Below are 16,410 nucleotides of genomic sequence, written 5' to 3'. Positions count from 1 at the left end.
TACTAATGAGGGTTTCATTTTATTCTATATAGATTTTTCAAAAGAAATATGAAATTCTGTCCATTCTTCTGTTGACTTACATGTAATGGCTCCTTTATGTTTCTCCACAATTTGTTTACAAACAAATAAGCCGATTCCAGTTCCTAATTTTTTTGTCGTTACAAATGGTTCAAATATTGTTTCAATATTTTTTGGTGGAATCATCGGTCCATTATTTTTAATAAAAATATGTATTAGTTCTTCATCTTCACACACATCAATAACAATTCTTTTACTTTCCTCTGCTCCTTCAAGAGCGTCAATGGAATTCATTAAGATATTTAAAAGCACTTGCCTAACTTCACTTCGATACCCGATAAATGGTATTGGCTCCGGCAAATTTTTCTCAATAGAAACATTTGCATTCACTAAACTCGGATATAAGAATTGAATAATATCATGAAATAAATCATTCAACCAAAACCGCTCTGCTTCATTCCATATTTCTTTCTTTGAAACAAGTAAAAATTGAGAAATTCTAAAATTTAGTTGGTCAAGCTCATGCGAAATAATATCTAAATATGGAAGATGCGGTTGATCTGATTGTAACAATTTCACAAACCCCATAATAGAAGTTAGAGGATTGCGAAACTCATGAACGAAACTTGCTGACATTTGTCCCAAAATTGTCAATCTCTCTTTATGTGTTTCGTTAATGAATTGTTGCTTTTCTTCCAAATTTTTCGATATAATTTCTGAGTATTTCAAAACCGTATAATAGATTAGACGGTCAAAACAAGTATGTATTTTCCCCATGATTGGTTTTAGTTCACGAGCACTCACATCTAATTCACACATTGCCTCAAATAATTCATTCCGTCCTATATTCGCATTATAGACAAAATCTCCAATATTCGCATCTGCCCCCGCACGCTCAATGGCAATTTTCTCACATAACGGTCTAATATGCTCAATCTCTTTCTCTTGCATAATGAGTTCCATCATTAATGTTAGTAAATTTTCTCCATTTTCAACAACTTCTTGTTTAAACGGATCGTTTGCTGAAATAATAATTTTGTTTTTCCAGTTCTCTACGAATTGTTGACTATTCTTTTTTAAGTACGTACAAAACATTTTACTAATATCCTTATCGATTGGAAAAACCCCCATTCCCTCCATCTCCATACGAAAAATACCCTATATATTTTGAATATTAACACAAAAAACAAATTTCGTTAAGAGAGTAGTGTCACATTTTGTTATTTCATGTTGATAAAATTTAAAAATACAGTACGTGAAATTACATTTTTGCATCTCTTTTATTTCTCTCGTACTATAGAAATAGGAAAGGTGTGAAAAAAATGGGAAATAAAAATGTGGAAGATTATCTTCAAGAAGGTATTCATGGACAAAAACAAAATAAACCTGAAGAACGAAACATGTTTTTAAGTACATTGCGTGAGCGTGTGGAGATTGCATTAACACTTGGGCAAGTGATGCAAACAAAGGTATATTTAGAAGTAAAAGAAAGCATGGGTTCTGCTCAAGGATTAACACTGTATGTGAACGGTAGCATCGCTTACCCACATTTATCTAAATACATTAAATTAGCAAATGAAAAACAAGTACCGTTTACAATTGTACAAAATAAAGATACAAATACACCAATTGGCCTTGTACTCGCGCATGATACAGCAGTTGAGAAAGAGTACATTTATGTAGAAGATGAAATTTATAAGCAAGAGATGAACTAACAAAAATGCACCTGACTAGAAGTCGGGTGCATTTTAATAAAAAACCTCACCATATAGGCAAGGTTATGAACTTACTTGTTCTTGAAGTGACACATGTTGTTCTGTAACTTCTACAGGTTGCGGTGCAATCTGCTTCGTCACTTCAATTTGTTTAATGTAATGACCATCTAATTCAACAATACGAAACTTATAATTTTCAATGTCCACAATATCACCTTGTTCAATTTCAAGGTGCTCTGTTAAAATCCAACCGCCAATTGTATCAACGTCTTCATCGTCAATTGAAAGCCCTAATAATGCATTGACTTCACTAACAAGTACTTTTCCTTCTAAAATTATTTTCGTTTCACTAATGCGCTGAATCTCCGGTTTCTCATCCGTATCAAATTCATCTTGTATGTCACCAACAATTTCTTCTAATATATCTTCAACTGTTACAAGTCCAGATGTTCCGCCGTATTCATCCACTAAAATTGCCATATGTGTGCGTTCACGCTGCATTTTCACAAACAAATCATGAATAGCAATTGATTCAATAATTTGAATAATCGGACGAGCATACTGTGCAACGGTTTCTTTATTTGCACCATCATGTTTCACAAAATCTGTAAAAATATCCTTAAAATTTACAAAACCAATAACATGATCTTTATCGCCGTCAATGATAGGATATCTTGTATACTTCTCATTTGACATCAATTTCATTGCTTCCGTAACAGATTGCTCTTTTTCTAAAATTACCATCTCTGTACGTGGAACCATAATTTCTTTCGCAAGTCGATCATCAAATTCGAAAATCTTATTTACATATTTATATTCCGATTGATTAATTTCACCATTTTTATAACTCTCTGATACGAGCATACGTAACTCTTCTTCTGAGTGTGCTACCTCATGTTTATGCATTGGTTTTAACCCAAACATTCTCGTAACAATACGTGCTGAACCATTTAATGTCCAAATAAATGGATACGCTAGTCGATAGAAAAGGATAAGCGGCCTTGCAACTGCTAAACTAATTTCTTCTGCCTTTTGAATTGCCAATGTTTTTGGAGCTAACTCACCTACTACGACGTGAAAAAAAGTAATAAACATTAAAGCTAGAGAAACAGATAAGACGGATCCCAACGAGGGAGGCACTTCCAATCTTACAAAAATCGGATCAAGCACACGTGTAACCGTCGGCTCTCCTAGCCATCCAAGGCTGAGTGCTGTCACTGTAATTCCTAACTGACACGCTGATAAATACTCGTCTAAGTTTGTAATGACCGTTTTCGCAGCAGTTGCACGTTTATTTCCTTCTGCAATTAAATAATCGATGCGTGAGCTCCTAACTTTGACTATTGCAAATTCAGACGCAACGAAGAAAGCAGTTAAGGCAATTAAAACAATCACCATACTTATACTAAATATGTCCAAATACGTTTTCCTTACTCACTTTGTAAGTAAGGAAGCCACCTCCTAATTGTATTATTCTAAAGAAAGGACTTTTCTAACAATCTTACAAGTTTCTACACTAGCAATCACCTTTTATACATTATATGCATACTTAAAAAAGATATTTACGTTTATGATAACGAAACTTATACTCTTCGTCAAATAAGAGAAACAACTGAAATTAGACAACTTTTGTTCATTTTCGAGATGTTTCCTTTCCTAAAAAATTATTTTTGTGAAAAAGCACTTTCTTTGCCGATTTCTCACTTCTTTTGTCAAGCATGCAGGGAACGAACAAGCTATCACGAAACCTTCTAACAACAAGATATGGGAGGGGTTATTGTGGAATATAAAACGCCGATGATTGCAAAAAAATTAGGTACTAGTCCAAAAGCTGTCATCCGTCTTGCACAGCAAATCGGATTAGAATTAAAAAAGAATAAATTTGGACACTATGTTTTTTACGAACAAGATTTACAACAAATGCTTGAATTTCAACGCTCTGTACAAACTCAAGAACATGAACCATCTTCTTATCATGCTGCTGAAGCAGCACCATCCAATGAAATGCAACAATTTATAACACAATTAAAAGACATTTCCTTACGCTTAGATCGGCTTGAAGAAAAATTGCAAGAAAAAGCAGATGACGTTGTAAATTATCAATTGTTACAACACCGTAATGAAATGGAAGAAATGCAGGCAAAAATTGAGCAATTAGAAATGGCACTTAAACGAAAAGAACCAATTTATATTGCACCAGAAGTAGCAGCAGCAAAACAGGAAGAAAGACCGAAGCGTCGTAAAATGCTTTTAAGTATTTTTGGATTTTAAAATATCATAATAAAAAAGACGATGTTCTTCATAAACATCGTCTTTTTTATTATGATAGCATAGCTTTCATATCTTCTTCTGCTGTTTTAATTAGTTTTAAGCGAAATGCATCTTGCAACACTTGCAGTACGCCCGGTGATATAAATTCCGGCGCTTTTGGGCCAATACGAATATCTTGAATACTAAGGCTAAATAATCCAAGTAAAATCGCTACTGCCTTTTGCTCAAACCAAGACAGTACAATACTGACTGGCAGCTCATTCACTTCGCATTGGAACGCTTCCGCTAAAGCTACTGCAATTTTCACTGTTGAAATCGAATTATTACATTGTCCCAAATCAATATAACGCGGTATATTCGTATCTGGTACAACACCATAATCTACATCATTAAAGCGAAATTTTCCGCAAGATGTCGTTAAAATAACTGTGTCTGCTGGTAATGATGTTGCTAATTCACGATAATATTCTCCACCTTTTCCCGGTGCATCACAGCCAGCAATTACAAAGAAACGTTGAATTTTACCAGCTTTCACAGCATCAATAATTTCTGGTGCAAGCGATAATACCGTCTCATGATGAAATCCTGTTATTAATTGTTCTTCTGATTCCATTTGTGCATCTGGAAGTTTCAATGCCGTTTCAATAAGCGGTGTAAAATCATCATTTTCAATTTTACGTACCCCTTCTAACCCTGCAACGTCATAGGAAAAGAAGCGATCTGCATATGTGCCTTTAATTGGCATAACACAATTTGTCGTTGCTAATATAGCTCCTGGGAATTTTTCAAATAAACGACGCTGATCGTACCAAGCCTTTCCAATGTTCCCTTTTAAATGTGCATATTTTTTTAACTGCGGATAACCGTGTGCTGGCAGCATTTCAGAATGCGTATAAATATTGATATTTTTTCCTTCTGTTTGCCTTAATAACTCTTCTAGGGCAAATAAATTATGCCCTGTAACAATAATCGCTTTTCCATAGGCACGATTTTGTGTAATTTGTACTGGTTCCGGCACTCCAAAATGTTCAGTATGTGCCTTATCAAGTAGTTCCATCACGCGAATAGCGGCTTTTCCGACTTTCATTGCCATATCTAAATGTTCTTGTTCATTAAAATTTGAATTTGTTAACGTCATATATAACGCTTCATGTGTTACTGCATCTACAAATGGATCTGTGTACCCTAATTGCGCTGCATGGGTACGATATGCAGCAATTCCTTTTAAAGCAAAGACGATAATATCTTGTAAGCTTGCAATTGTTTCGTCTTTACCACAAACTCCAATCACTTTACATCCGCCGGTAGGCGTTTGTTCACATTGATGACAAAACATCATTCCCATCCCCTCTCTAGCAATCGTTACAGTGTAAGCGTAATACAAATCACTATCGGAAGATGTGATGATAATCACATGGAATGATGCAATTTTGTGACAACATTCATCTTGTTAACATAATTTTTTTACTGTTTTCTTGGATTAAAGCTTGCGCATGTGCATTTCCTTGAATTACATCACGAAACTCTTTTAAAGAGTACATATGAGTTAATCCTTTCTTAACATGAATGCGAACTGGTACACCTTGTAGTTTATCATTAATAGCAAATGAATCATCAATTGGCTCGATTGGAAACCCTAATGAACGTAAGTACATATACATACGCTTTGTTACAACCGCAATATACCACTCTGCTTTTACTTCTAATGCATGTATAAATAAAATCGTCGCAAGTTGTTTAAATTGTCCACGACCGCGAGATGTTTTTGCAATACTTAATTTTCCAATTTCGTACACGTTTTTTAAATCTTTTATATATTTATTTTTAGAAAACGGGTAAAAAAACTCAGAATTTGATTGCTCAGGTACTGTATAACTTATACATTCAACAGTTCCGATATAATGATTTTCTTCTACCAATAAAAATCTTGAAGGTGTTAAATTTCGTTCTACAAACATTAAGTTTCGTTCTTCACAAAAATCTCCCCATAATTGCTCGAACCAAAAATGTTCTTCCTTTGTTTGAACACGTTGGAACATACTCCCCCGCCTTTCTCATCACCCTTTACTTTTTTGTTAGCGCTTTCACCATATATCATATAAAAAGGAAACATGCTATGCAAGAAAAACTATTTCTTTATTTATAGTTTCCATATTTAAATCATCATTCCTGTATTACTTTTACATTTATATAATAAATTCACAAAAGACATGACAACATTTACTAAAAGGAAACATGTTACACACCAGGAATAACATCCTCATCTCAATATTAAGAGGAAATAAAAAACAAGTGGAGATAAGATCCCCACTAATAAAAATTTCACTTCATTTCCTTATCTCCGTTAACCAATGCCGAAAAATATTTAATAGCTCTTTTTTCCCTGCTAGCTTCTCTTCTCCCTTTTTCGTTTTATACGGATACAATTGTACAAATACACCACAACCTGCTTCAATTTTTTTCGCATGCATATTGCTTCCTGGATACACACATATGACTTCATAAATCGCCCGGCGATGAAATAATCGTTTTCCATTCTGCTCTTCTACATATTTAATTGACCAATATTTGTACATCTGTTCAGTTGCTTTCGTATTTCCAACTGGTTGAAAAATGTTATACATTGGACTATATTTCACTTCAATAATAATAGATGATTGATATTCATAGCCAGTTTCTCCTCTTTTATAACAATCAATTCGGATATCCGGCTTTTTTGTGTCTTCTCCATTATAAAAATGACTATTTTTACTAAGCGCAATAAGCGGATGTGTTTCAATTAAATCATTAAATGCTACATGCAGCTGCAAATCTTTATTGTCTAACACAATTGTTGTTCCATCTTGTAAACCGTCTAAATAAAAATAAGATTGAACTTGCTCTGCAATTGACAGGTAATCAATAAAACCAATCTCTTGTAAAATTGCAATAACAGTAAAATACGCGTAGTACTCATACATTAAAAATGTCGGCTTATATACAAATAAAAACGATGTTTCTAATTCATTACGATGCGGTGAAAATTCAAGCTGATGTAATAATTGATGATATATAGGAGGCAGCGAATGTGTTGTAAGTGTAACTTCTTCCCGAACCCCTCTCCAAAACGGTGTATATAGAAGATATGAAAAATATGTGAGTGTACTTTGTAAAATTGTATAGAGCACTTTATATTCTTGAATTTTCATTGCCATTTTGCGTAGGTCAGTGTCTTTTAACAAATGAATGTTGCGATATTTTTGTTTGTCCCGTTCGGTCACAGATCCATTTCGTTCAATCGTTTGTAAAATAGTATGCACTGCTTTTTTCTCTTCTCTCCGCGTTTGTTGTGCACTCTCTAGTTTCTGAATGGTTTCACGTAAAAATGAATCAATTTCTAATAGCTTATTATAAAATTGCTTCGTTTTATATTTCACATAGCCATTTTCTTTACAATGCTTTTTCTCCCTAAAGCAACGATTATACCATTTTGCATACGGCTTTTTCTCACGTGTAATGATGCTTTTTCTTGTTGGTTTTCTCTCTCTCATCTCCCATATATACTCTTGTTCAAAATTTGTTTTTTGCTGCACTTCATAATATAACTGCTTTACTTTTTTCATTTTTTGCGGCAGCATACGGAGCATGCGCATGTATGAATAATCCTCAATATCAGTAAACGTAACAAACGTCTTTTTATAATACCCACGATCTAAAATAATCTCACCTAACACAGATTTTACATATTCTTGAATTAACTCTAGCTGATCATCAAAAAAGTTTTTCGGAACAATTTGAAATGCTCCGTAAAACAGTTCTTCTTCAACCTGTACTTCAAAATGATACACACCACAGCGCCATGGGTATAAATAGTCTGTTTTACCATGCTCATATAGTAAAACAGTACGTTGGCGTTCATGGAGTTCATATTTCCATTCCATATGCTGCTTTTGTCCTTCATATACTTTATTCCAAATAAACGTAATCTTTATTGACTTTTGTGATTGTATATGTAGCCGGAGCGGTTTTAATTCTTGAATTTTGTAAACACACGAAGAAATTGTAAATGGCGAAGTACAAAGTTTATTCAATACAATATGTTCACCCTTCTCTTCTGCTCCTACTATTATTTTCAGCACAAAAGGAAGCCTCTCCCCTGTCTCCACAACTTCTGTTTCATATACACCCTTATTTAACATATCCGTACAGCTCCAATTCCCGCCGTTTTTGCTTCATATACATTAGAGAATGTTCAAATGTTGATACACGGTTTGCAAGTTCTGATTGCAGCAATTGTACAAGAGACATCTCTTTTTTTCCTTCTTCACGAAGCAATGCACCAATTGTCGCTTCTGTACCGCGTAACTTCGTTAAAATACGTTGCTTTATTTGAATGTCAAATGCTTCTTCACGGCTTATTAACAAAGATCGACATTCATCACATGGAATATTATTTAAATAAGATGCAATTGCTGACGCAACGCGAAAAGAAATTCCTTTTGAAGTATCGTGAAGAAATAACAGTTGATGTATCTTATCTAATAACTCTAACTCTTCATCTGTAAATACATCGAGCATTGTCTTGCGATGAACCCAATTCATTTGAAATTCTGATGCAGAAACAGAAAATGCAAACGGAAGATGCAGCATTTTTTCCTCTACCATGCTCATCTCACAAAATGGGATTTTTTGAAGGAATACAACATTTGCACGATCTAATAAACGGTCAGATAGCTCCTTTGTTGTTTCATCAAAATTAACTGTTCCAATAAAAATGATATTATCACCAATTTCAATTTGTGATGGTATATCCTGTTCTTTTTCATTACCAGCTGCATACAAAGATAAAATACGATTTTTCCGATCTAACTGCAGGAGAGATAAAAAAGGAGTAAACCAATGCTCAATATACGACATATTCATTTCATCAAATACAATCATATATAATTGATTTGGATTTTCAGCGGCATCTAAAAGTGTTCGTACAAGTTTTGTTTCACTTTCCATGTATGTTCCATTTGAATGTAGATAGCCTAGTACATCATGAGGTTCTTGATAAGATGGTGACACCGGAATCCAAATGAAATCTTTCCCAAATGTTAATCCGAGGGCTTCCGCATAGGTTTGCACAAATTGTGATTTTCCAATACCAGGCATCCCTCCCACTATTGTTAATAGATTTGTCTTTACACAAACATGAAAATTATAAATATCACTCTCATCAATATATAATTCTTTTTCTGCGATACTTTGCTTTACATATTGTAAAAAAGAATATTCACGTTCATTCCATTCATTTCCTTTCTCTTGTTTACCTATATCAATAATTTCAATTTGTTTTCCATCCTCTTTTACTCGCTTTTCTAACTGTTCATACACTTCTGTTGGGACAAAAAACAAGCTATTCTCGACATTCATCTCGGCATATTGACCCCAGTCGTCTATATCAAGGTAACGAACATCCCCCCTCTGCTCCCGATACGTAATGGCGCTAATCGATGGCTTCAAAAATATGTTCCCATATATCCGTCCTTCATACCATAACAACTCTGGCGTACCAAAATCATGCGGAAACTTTGGTATTAAAAATGAAATATATCCTTTTCCAAGTTTTCTTTCAAATACTTCTCTCGCCTTTGGAACTGATAGTTTAGGAGAAGGAATCATTTTATAAGAATTTGCTATTTCCCGTTCTTCAGCACGTAGTAATTCTACATATAAAGCGCCTCCTGTATATGAAAGACGAAATAATAACAATTGTTTTTCTCTTTTTCCTTCTTTTATACTTGTAAAAAACTTTTCATTTTGTTTATTTTTATATAAACCCTTAAATATATTAGAATTTTCTCCAAAAGCAGCTGCAATAATATTTGGAATTGGTGAAAGACAAACGACAAAAAACGAGCCTTCCTTACCCTTTTGCTCTTCCGCAAATTTTCCAACAAAACGCATATGCTGTAATCTTTTTACAAAACTTGGATGAAGAGCCTTCTCTAGTTTCATCTCGCTCACCTTCTTTTTTCGATGCTTTTATCATTGTATGAACAATAAAAGCAAACTAGAAACAAAAAACCTGACGCTTATCGTCAGGTTAAATGAGAACCTTGTTTTTCTTGAAAAATTGCATTGTGGGCAATCTTCATTTTTGCTAATACATAACGTAATGTATCTTCTGCATTCTCGTCTCCTTGTATATGCATATTGGCTAAAACTTCTACAGAACACGCTAAATTCTCTACCGCTCCGCGCAGTTCGGGATGTCGATTAAAGAACGACTCTTGCACCAATAACTTTCGAACGTCTTTCGCTAACTCGGCAATTCGCACTAATTTTTCCGCCTCTTCCATAACAATCCCCTCCTACACACCTTATAAACTAAATATTCTGTTAATTAAAAGAAATCCCTGCTATTTCTTTTAAAATTGATACATAAGAAACCACACAGAAGAAATGATTCCCTTTTAGATAAACCAAATTCACTAATAAAAAAGGATTTATGCTCACACTTTTAAACATACTATAATTTCGAGAGGATGCTATGTTCATTCTGAAGACATGGTTCCTTTTTTTCTTTACATTACATATTGTATAACCAGACACCTGAAAAATAGTTTATTATGTATATAATGTTGAGAATAATGTATTTGTTTTAAGTTTGGGGGAAGTACATGATATTTTATGAGGTTATTTGTTTTTGTTGTAAAAATGTATTTCGGGTATATGAAGGAACTAAAAAATATAAGCAATTCAAGAAAAATCCGAAAGGGAAATATTGTTGTGACGAATGTAATCATAAAATACAACTTGAAGCAATAAAACATTTTTTTAGATAGTGGTAATATCCACCACTCATTTTTGCTAGTATATATAATGTCCAATTGCTTCTCATTTTTGTTACGCTAACGGGTGCTAATGCCCAACATAACCTACCCTAAAGTCATTAAATTTTTTATAAAAATCACATTTATATTAAAACTGTAAAATCCATTTTGATCGATCTTTTTTCAAAATGGATTCTTTTTTGCTTGCTGTCTAATAAGGATTAGCTGCGTCCTTTTTATCAAACTTTATTACAAAACTACAGATGACAATCAGTTCATTAATAAAAAACAGTTTAATATTGTTCAAAATGAAAGCATTCTAAGAACGTAATGGGTTCTTTTGTGGTTTGGGTAATGTTCAAAATGAATATGTAACAGAACTAATAAGTAAAAGGATGGCACATATTAGTCATAACTAATATGTGCCATCCTTTATTTTTTATGGCTTTTTACGATCTAGGTCTTGATAAATAACCTAGCATAAATCCTTTTTTGTATTAATATGTTTACATTCCAATCTTTCCAGTAGCTAACATATAAATAGATGCACACGCTGCAAGTAAAATGACAACCATCACATATTGTTCGGAACGGGTAAAACAGCGATTGCCTTGTTCTTTTCTTGCAGCGATATATACAATAAGTCCAATACCATATACTAAAGAAACAAGTAATAGGTTTTTCAATCCAGCTGCATACACAAGCCAGAAACCATATACTGATGCCATAATAGCAAGTATCCCATCTTTCAATCTATTTCCTTCATATGCTTTTGTAATTACTAATTTCAGCTGATATAGCGCTGAAAATACATATGGAAGTAAAATCGATGTCGATGCAATAAAATACATGATCTGATATGTGGATGCTGAAAATAACACAATAATAAATATTGCTTGGGCAACACAGTTTGAAATCCATAATGCCATATGCGGTGTATGATTTTTATTCGTCTTTGTAAATACCTTTGGAAATACACCGTCTTTTCCGGCCACGTGAGAAATTTCCGAAACGAGTAAAAACCAGCCGATTAATGTACCGATAAGAGAAACGATTAATCCTAAGTTAATAACCAATGCTCCCCATGAACCAACGACATGTTCAAGTACATGTCCCATTGACGGCGTTTCAAGTGCTGCTAGTTCCTCTCGTGACATCGCCCCTAGCGATAAAACAGAAATAAGAATATAAATACTCATTACTAGCAGTAAACCAAATACAGTTGCTTTTCCAACATCACGACTACGTTTCGCTCGTCCTGATAAAACGACCGCTCCTTCTACGCCAATAAATACCCAAAGCGTAACGAGCATCGTGTTCTTCACTTGTCCAAATACAGAAGATAATGAGACTGTGCCTTTTCCCCAAAAGTCATGCGTAAATGTATCCCAACGAAACGCCGTAATCATAATTACAATAAATAGCACAATTGGAACAAGCTTACCAATTGTCGCAATAAAATTCATAATAGAGGCTTCACGAATTCCAAGTAAAATAAGAGAATGAAGCGTCCACAATACGAGTGATGCACCGATGATAGCCGGGACATTATTACCGCCTTTAAAAATCGGGAAAAAATATGCTAATGTGTTAAATAACATCATAATTGTTGCAACGTTACCTAATATTCCAGCAATCCAATATCCCCATGCGCTGTTAAATCCAATATATTCCCCAAATCCAGCGCGTGCATAGCTATAAATACCGCCCTCAAGTTCAGGCTTTCGATATGCCAACGATTGATATACGAGAGTAAGCGGAATCATTCCTAGCCCTGTAATACACCAACCAATTAAAATAGCACCACTGTTGGCTCCTGTTGCTAAATCATGCGGTAAACTAAATGCCCCGCCTCCAACCATTGTTCCTACTACAAGTGCGATTAATGGAAAAAATCCTAATTTCTTTTCTATTGGTATCACCCCATCTGCAATTTCTTGATGTGTTCTTTCCGTTCTAACAGGCATTCATATTATGAGTCATTTATATATCAAATACGTACCCTGAAAATGACGAACTGTTTCATTTTATATTCTTTCAGAAAAACATTACTTATTCTAAAAGAAAATGAACAAAAATGGAATACTTTTTCGAAAAAAAGTATAAGTATGCACAAAAAAAGTCGTTTATTTTTGTATAAACGACTTTTCAAAGGTTATATTTGTAAATTATGTCTATTTCAACAGTCCTTCTTTTTGTAAAAATTCATGTGCTACGTTCTCTGTTGCTTTCCCTTCTACATTCACTTGATAATTCATTTTACGCATTTCTTCATCAGTAATTTTCCCAGCAAGTTTGTTTAATGATTTTTCAATCTCTGGATATTTCTTTAACGTTTCTTCGCGTAATAATGGTGCTCCTTGATAGGGCGGAAATAACCCTTTATCATCTTCTAGTACTTGTAGACCATATTGCTGTAATTCACTGTCTGTTGAATAGGCATCAATGACATTTACATCACCAGATTGAACCACACTATAACGCAATTTCGGTTCCATTGTTTTTAAATTCGGAAACTGTATATTATATAGCTTTTGTATTCCTTTATATCCGTCTTCTCTATCTGCAAATTCAAGTGTAAATCCAGCTTTCATATAAGAAGAGACGTTTTTTAAATCAGAAATAGTTTTTATGTTATACTGCTCCGCGATTTGTTTTGGCACCGCTAATGCGTATGTATTGTTATATTTCATTGGTTTTAACAGCTTCATATTATATTTCTGCTCCATGCCATTTCGCGCCTGCTCATATACTTCTTGACGATCTGTACTTTTTGGTTCTTCTTTTACAAAAGTTGATAATGCTGTTCCTGAAAATTCCGGATAAATATCAATTTCTCCAGATTTTAATGCTTCAAATACAAAAGATGTTTTTCCAAAACCTGGTTTTGTTTCTACTTTTAAATCGGTATCCTGTTCAATTAATTGTTTATACATCTGAATTAAAATTTCCGGTTCTGAACCAAGCTTACCAGCAATTATGATATCTTTCTTCTGTGTACTCCAAAGAAAAGGTGCGATTATGATTACAACTACAGCAACTGTTGCAACAACTATTCGCCTTGGTGAATATCCTGCATGCTCAATCATGCGTAGCACTCCATCAAAGAACAATGCTAATAGTGCAGCTGGAATAGCACCTAACAAAATAAGAGCGTGATCATTTCGATCAATTCCAAGCAAGATAAGCCTTCCTAATCCCCCGCCTCCAATTAAAGCAGCTAATGTCGCTGTACCAACAATTAGTACCATTGCTGTCCGAATCCCTGCCATAATAAAAGGCCAGGCAAGTGGTATTTCTACTTTCCATAATCGTCTCCAGCTGTTCATACCCATCGCTCTTGCTGCCTCAATAAGCGATGGATCTAGTTTGCGAATACCTGTATATGTATTTCTTAAAATAGGAAGCAATGCATAAGTAACAAGAGCGATTATAGCTGGGACCTTTCCGATACCAACTAATGGAATTAATAACCCAAGAAGCGCTAAGGAAGGAATGGTTTGCATCACAGCAGAAGTACCAATAATCCATTCGGCAATGCGTTCTCGTCTTGTTAACAAAATGCCAAGCGGAACCGCGATAAGAACTGCGAAAAATAAAGCAATCAACGAAATTTGTAAATGTTCCAAAAGAGCACTTAACAGTTCTTGTTTACGCTCTTGCATCGTTTGTAATAATGCTGACACTGTCTATCCCCTTTCTTTCATTTGATTGACTATGAACGATATATTGACTTGTTAATGTACCAATATATGTACCGTTTTGTTCAATTGGTATTTCTTTTTCACGTTCTAAACGAAGTAAAGCATCTTGCAGGGTAACTTCAGTCGAAATTGGAATACCATCAACTCGTTTCCCTTCTTGTGCCAATATGGATACTTTATCCTCTACTTTTCTATTATCATACCAAGTTGATAATCTTGGCTTCCCAATAAATTCTTCTACAAATGTATTTGCGGGATTTTGTAAAATCACTTCTGGCGTATCAAGTTGGAGAACTCTTCCATCCTTCATTATACAAATGCGATCACCAAGCGATAACGCCTCTTGCATATCATGTGTTACGAAGACAATTGTTTTTTGAATCTTTCTTTGCAAGACTACTAAATCACGCTGCAACTGCTCACGACTTAAAGGGTCAAGTGCACTAAATGGCTCATCCATTAAAACAATTTTCGGATTAGCAGCAAGTGCCCGCACAACACCAACACGCTGCTTTTGACCGCCAGATAATTCATCTGGCATACGTCCCCTATATATATGAGGATCTAAACCAACCATTTCTAATAATTCATCAACACGCTTTTGAATTTTCGATTTACTCCATTTGCGCATTTCCGGCACAATCGCAATATTTTCTGAAATTGTCATATGCGGAAATAATGCAATTTGTTGCAATACATAGCCAATATCCCATCGTAATTCATGAATGTTATAATCCCGAATGTTCTTTCCATCAATAAAAATGGAACCTTCTGTTGTTTCAATTAATCGATTAATCATTTTCATTGTCGTTGTTTTCCCGCATCCACTCGGGCCAATCAGAACAAAAAATTCTCCTTTACGAATCTCTAACTGTAGAGAGTCCACTGCTTTCGTTCCATCATCAAATGTTTTTGAAACACGTTCAAATTGAATCACATACACAACTCCTTTTTCATTCTCTCTTCCATTCTCATGGAAATTCCAGCTATTTTCAAATGATTTGTTTTCTCAAAATAAAAAAGAGCTCTATTTTGAGCCCTAATGATCCACTAAAATTGTTTTCATAATAGCAGCATATTCACGTATATATGCCTTTTTCTTTGAACGCTTTGGCGTTGGTGCAGCAAGCGATTCCATCCTCATCCCTAAACGATTTGCAATAATTTTTGTTCGGTATAAATGATAAGTGTTGCTTACTACAACCGCATGCTTCACATCATATAAATCAATAGAAAACTTTATATTTTCATATGTACTTGTAGAACGATCTTCGAGTAAAATCCGTTCTTTTTCAATACCGTTTCCCATTAAATAACGGCACATACTAAGTGCTTCTGGAATATCCTCGTCGTCTCCTTGCCCACCAGATACAACTACTTTTACTTCTGGATGCAACTGTAAATAACCTAGCGCTGCATCTAATCGATTTTGTAGTGATAATGACGGTTTATCTCCAAATAATTTTGCACCTAACACTAAAACGTACGGTGCTGTATGACTTACCTTTTCATTAGCAATTTTCTTAATGCGGTATGTCATATAAACAACATATAATGGCGGCAATAACAACAGTAATAATAAAAACCATTTATTCATATAGCAGTTCTCTCCCTTTCTTTTTATTATATAAAAGAAAGGGATTATGCAGAAGTAGTTTATCTTGTAGTCCGCACTTGATTTCAAAAAAATAGCGAGATATCATATTAAACATATATAAAGACTTATAAAGATTGAATTTAAAAGCCTGTATCTATGATTACTTAGTAATCATAGATACAGGCTTTCTTATATACAAACCATATTTCTTGTTGAAGAATCACACCCGTAAGTTTAAGTGTAATAATTCACAATGAAAACTCCAAGTTCTTCCTATTAACTCTTACCCACATGGAACGCCATTT

The 16,410-nt window shown here is 34.3% G+C and carries 14 protein-coding genes; 3 read left to right on the top strand and 11 right to left on the bottom strand.

Annotation, left to right across the window (positions count from 1 at the left end):
- Positions 1–24: 24 nt before the first annotated feature.
- A complete protein-coding gene (locus tag ACFQZ1_RS22900; protein ID WP_377884442.1) occupies positions 25–1,164 on the bottom strand; it encodes a BA2291 family sporulation histidine kinase in 1,140 nt (379 codons plus the stop codon).
- A 176-nt stretch (positions 1,165–1,340) separates the two neighbouring features.
- Between ACFQZ1_RS22900 and ACFQZ1_RS22895 the strand changes: the two genes are divergently transcribed.
- Positions 1,341–1,733 carry a YueI family protein gene (locus tag ACFQZ1_RS22895; RefSeq protein WP_377884441.1) on the top strand — a complete coding sequence of 131 codons (393 nt, stop codon included), beginning with the start codon at positions 1,341–1,343 and terminating at the stop codon, positions 1,731–1,733.
- Between the two features lie 63 nt (positions 1,734–1,796).
- On the opposite strand, the gene ACFQZ1_RS22890 is transcribed toward ACFQZ1_RS22895, so the two are convergent.
- Complete coding sequence (locus ACFQZ1_RS22890; protein ID WP_377884959.1) at positions 1,797–3,128, bottom strand: hemolysin family protein; 1,332 nt, start codon at positions 3,126–3,128, stop codon at positions 1,797–1,799.
- A 384-nt stretch (positions 3,129–3,512) separates the two neighbouring features.
- Between ACFQZ1_RS22890 and ACFQZ1_RS22885 the strand changes: the two genes are divergently transcribed.
- On the top strand, positions 3,513–4,004 hold the full coding sequence (locus ACFQZ1_RS22885; RefSeq protein WP_377884439.1) for a chromosome segregation protein: 492 nt from the start codon (positions 3,513–3,515) through the stop codon (positions 4,002–4,004).
- Between the two features lie 49 nt (positions 4,005–4,053).
- Here ACFQZ1_RS22885 and hcp read toward each other — a convergent pair whose 3' ends face one another.
- From hcp to ACFQZ1_RS22860, 5 genes are all read right to left on the bottom strand, one after another.
- Entirely contained in the window at positions 4,054–5,340 is a 1,287-nt protein-coding gene (gene hcp / locus ACFQZ1_RS22880) for a hydroxylamine reductase (RefSeq protein WP_377884958.1), read from the bottom strand.
- Positions 5,341–5,446: 106 nt separating this feature from the next.
- The gene (locus tag ACFQZ1_RS22875; RefSeq protein ID WP_377884438.1) at positions 5,447–6,043 is read right to left on the bottom strand and encodes a hypothetical protein; all 597 of its coding nucleotides are present in this window, start codon (positions 6,041–6,043) and stop codon (positions 5,447–5,449) included.
- Positions 6,044–6,331: 288 nt separating this feature from the next.
- Positions 6,332–8,182 carry a hypothetical protein gene (locus ACFQZ1_RS22870; protein ID WP_377884437.1) on the bottom strand — a complete coding sequence of 617 codons (1,851 nt, stop codon included), beginning with the start codon at positions 8,180–8,182 and terminating at the stop codon, positions 6,332–6,334.
- Positions 8,172–9,986, bottom strand: coding sequence for a hypothetical protein (locus ACFQZ1_RS22865; protein WP_377884436.1), 1,815 nt, complete (start codon positions 9,984–9,986; stop codon positions 8,172–8,174). The genes ACFQZ1_RS22870 and ACFQZ1_RS22865 overlap by 11 nt, the downstream gene beginning before the upstream one ends.
- Positions 9,987–10,069: 83 nt before the next feature.
- Positions 10,070–10,330, bottom strand: a complete 261-nt coding sequence (locus tag ACFQZ1_RS22860; RefSeq protein WP_377884435.1) for a LemA domain protein — start codon at positions 10,328–10,330, stop codon at positions 10,070–10,072.
- A 321-nt stretch (positions 10,331–10,651) separates the two neighbouring features.
- On the opposite strand from ACFQZ1_RS22860, the gene ACFQZ1_RS22855 reads away from it, so the two are divergent.
- A complete protein-coding gene (locus ACFQZ1_RS22855) occupies positions 10,652–10,816 on the top strand; it encodes a DUF2197 domain-containing protein (RefSeq protein ID WP_377884434.1) in 165 nt (54 codons plus the stop codon).
- Between the two features lie 494 nt (positions 10,817–11,310).
- Here the strand turns inward: ACFQZ1_RS22855 and arcD are convergent, their stop codons facing one another.
- The 4 genes from arcD to ACFQZ1_RS22835 all read right to left on the bottom strand — a co-directional run bounded on the left by arcD (position 11,311) and on the right by ACFQZ1_RS22835 (position 16,105).
- Complete coding sequence (arcD, locus tag ACFQZ1_RS22850) at positions 11,311–12,738, bottom strand: arginine-ornithine antiporter (protein WP_377884957.1); 1,428 nt, start codon at positions 12,736–12,738, stop codon at positions 11,311–11,313.
- A gap of 240 nt (positions 12,739–12,978) precedes the next feature.
- Positions 12,979–14,469 (bottom strand): ABC transporter permease/substrate-binding protein, encoded by a 1,491-nt coding sequence (locus tag ACFQZ1_RS22845; RefSeq protein WP_377884956.1) that lies wholly within the window; start codon positions 14,467–14,469, stop codon positions 12,979–12,981.
- Entirely contained in the window at positions 14,456–15,445 is a 990-nt protein-coding gene (locus tag ACFQZ1_RS22840; protein WP_445291729.1) for an ABC transporter ATP-binding protein, read from the bottom strand. Before ACFQZ1_RS22840 ends, ACFQZ1_RS22845 begins: the two co-directional genes overlap by 14 nt.
- A 102-nt stretch (positions 15,446–15,547) precedes the next feature.
- Complete coding sequence (locus tag ACFQZ1_RS22835; RefSeq protein WP_377884433.1) at positions 15,548–16,105, bottom strand: YdcF family protein; 558 nt, start codon at positions 16,103–16,105, stop codon at positions 15,548–15,550.
- Positions 16,106–16,410: the final 305 nt, after the last annotated feature.

The sequence above is a fragment of the Bacillus sp. CGMCC 1.60114 genome, assembly GCF_042676365.1.
Classification (GTDB): Bacteria; Bacillota; Bacilli; order Bacillales; family Bacillaceae_G; genus Bacillus_A; species Bacillus_A rhizoplanae_A.
The sequence above is the reverse complement of the archived record's forward strand: the minus strand, read 5'-3'. Positions and strand labels throughout refer to the sequence as shown.

Coding starts and splice junctions, on each gene's coding strand:
- ACFQZ1_RS22900 (WP_377884442.1), bottom strand. CDS start 1,164: ATGGAGATGGAGGGAATGGGGGTTTTTCCAATCGATAAGGATATTAGT.
- ACFQZ1_RS22895 (WP_377884441.1), top strand. CDS start 1,341: ATGGGAAATAAAAATGTGGAAGATTATCTTCAAGAAGGTATTCATGGA.
- hcp (WP_377884958.1), bottom strand. CDS start 5,340: ATGTTTTGTCATCAATGTGAACAAACGCCTACCGGCGGATGTAAAGTG.
- ACFQZ1_RS22875 (WP_377884438.1), bottom strand. CDS start 6,043: ATGTTCCAACGTGTTCAAACAAAGGAAGAACATTTTTGGTTCGAGCAA.
- ACFQZ1_RS22870 (WP_377884437.1), bottom strand. CDS start 8,182: ATGTTAAATAAGGGTGTATATGAAACAGAAGTTGTGGAGACAGGGGAG.
- ACFQZ1_RS22865 (WP_377884436.1), bottom strand. CDS start 9,986: ATGAAACTAGAGAAGGCTCTTCATCCAAGTTTTGTAAAAAGATTACAG.
- ACFQZ1_RS22860 (WP_377884435.1), bottom strand. CDS start 10,330: ATGGAAGAGGCGGAAAAATTAGTGCGAATTGCCGAGTTAGCGAAAGAC.
- ACFQZ1_RS22855 (WP_377884434.1), top strand. CDS start 10,652: ATGATATTTTATGAGGTTATTTGTTTTTGTTGTAAAAATGTATTTCGG.
- ACFQZ1_RS22845 (WP_377884956.1), bottom strand. CDS start 14,469: ATGCAAGAGCGTAAACAAGAACTGTTAAGTGCTCTTTTGGAACATTTA.
- ACFQZ1_RS22835 (WP_377884433.1), bottom strand. CDS start 16,105: ATGAATAAATGGTTTTTATTATTACTGTTGTTATTGCCGCCATTATAT.